This is a genomic window from Streptomyces sp. NPDC047042 (genome assembly GCF_040644035.1).
GTDB lineage: Bacteria > Actinomycetota > Actinomycetes > Streptomycetales > Streptomycetaceae > Streptomyces.
On sequence record NZ_JBEYVP010000126.1, the window covers coordinates 1 to 1,140 of the forward strand.

Below are 1,140 nucleotides of genomic sequence, written 5' to 3' on the forward strand. Positions count from 1 at the left end.
TCCAGCCAGAACCGCAGCGCGGAGATGATCTCCTCCTGGACCGCCGGGTTCTCGTAGTTGAGGTCCGGCTGGTGGGAGAAGAAGCGGTGCCAGTAATACTCCTTGCGCACCGGGTCGAAGGTCCAGTTGGAGGCCTCGGTGTCGACGAAGATGATGCGTGCGTCCTGGTACTGGTCGTCCTTCTTCGCCCAGACGTAGTAGTCGCCGTAAGGGCCTTCGGGGTCCATTCTGGACTCCTGGAACCAAGGATGTTCGTCACTGGTGTGGTTCATGACGAAGTCGATGACGACGCGCATACCGCGTTGGTGGGCGGCGTCGACGAACTCGACGAAGTCGGCGAGGTCGCCGAACTCGGGGAGGACGGCGGTGTAGTCGGAGACGTCGTAACCGCCGTCGCGCAACGGTGACTTGAAGAAGGGGGGCAGCCAGAGGCAGTCGACGCCGAGCCACTGGAGGTAGTCGAGTTTGGCGGTGAGGCCTTTGAGGTCACCGACTCCGTCACCGTTGCTGTCCTGGAAGGAGCGGACGAGGACCTCGTAGAAGACGGCGCGTTTGAACCACTCGGGGTCCCGGTCCTTGGCGGGAGTGTCCTCGAAGGTGTCCGGGACAGGCTCATTGACGGTCACGTTGTTACTGGCCTCCAGTCGAATACCGCAGCAGATGCAATACGTGCGCGGGTGCCCTCCCCGGCTCCAGACGTACGTAGTTGGAGCGGCCCCAGTGATAGGTCTCGCCGCTCAACTCGTCATGCACCGTGACGGAACACGGTTCGTCGTCCCGCTGGTCCAGGCCGAGTTGCGGCATGTCCAACGAGACCGTCGCCTCCTGGGTGTGGTGCGGATCGAGATTCACGACCACCAGAACGGCGTCCTCGCCGGTGCGCTTGCTGTAAGCGATCACCGCGTCGTTGTCGGTCCGGTGGAAGTGCAGATTCCTGAGCCGGTGCAAGGCGGGATGGTCGCGCCTGATCCGGTTGAGAGCGGCGATGAGCGGGGCGATCGACTGCCCGTTCCGCTCGGCCGATTCCCAGTCCCTGGGCCTGAGCTGGTATTTCTCGGAGTCCAGGTATTCTTCGCTGCCCGCGCGCAGCGGGGTGTTCTCGCACAGTTCGTAGCCGCTGTAGATCCCCCAGGTCGGGGA

2 protein-coding genes are annotated in these 1,140 nt (G+C 63.4%); both read right to left on the bottom strand.

The window, feature by feature from the left end; translation table 11 throughout:
• A partial coding sequence (locus ABZ855_RS48405) for an alpha-amylase family glycosyl hydrolase (protein ID WP_360820491.1) occupies positions 1–626 on the bottom strand: 626 nt, incomplete at its 3' end.
• 4 nt (positions 627–630) lie between these two features.
• The coding region (locus ABZ855_RS48410) for a DUF3459 domain-containing protein (RefSeq protein ID WP_360820494.1) at positions 631–1,140 on the bottom strand (510 nt) is incomplete at its 5' end.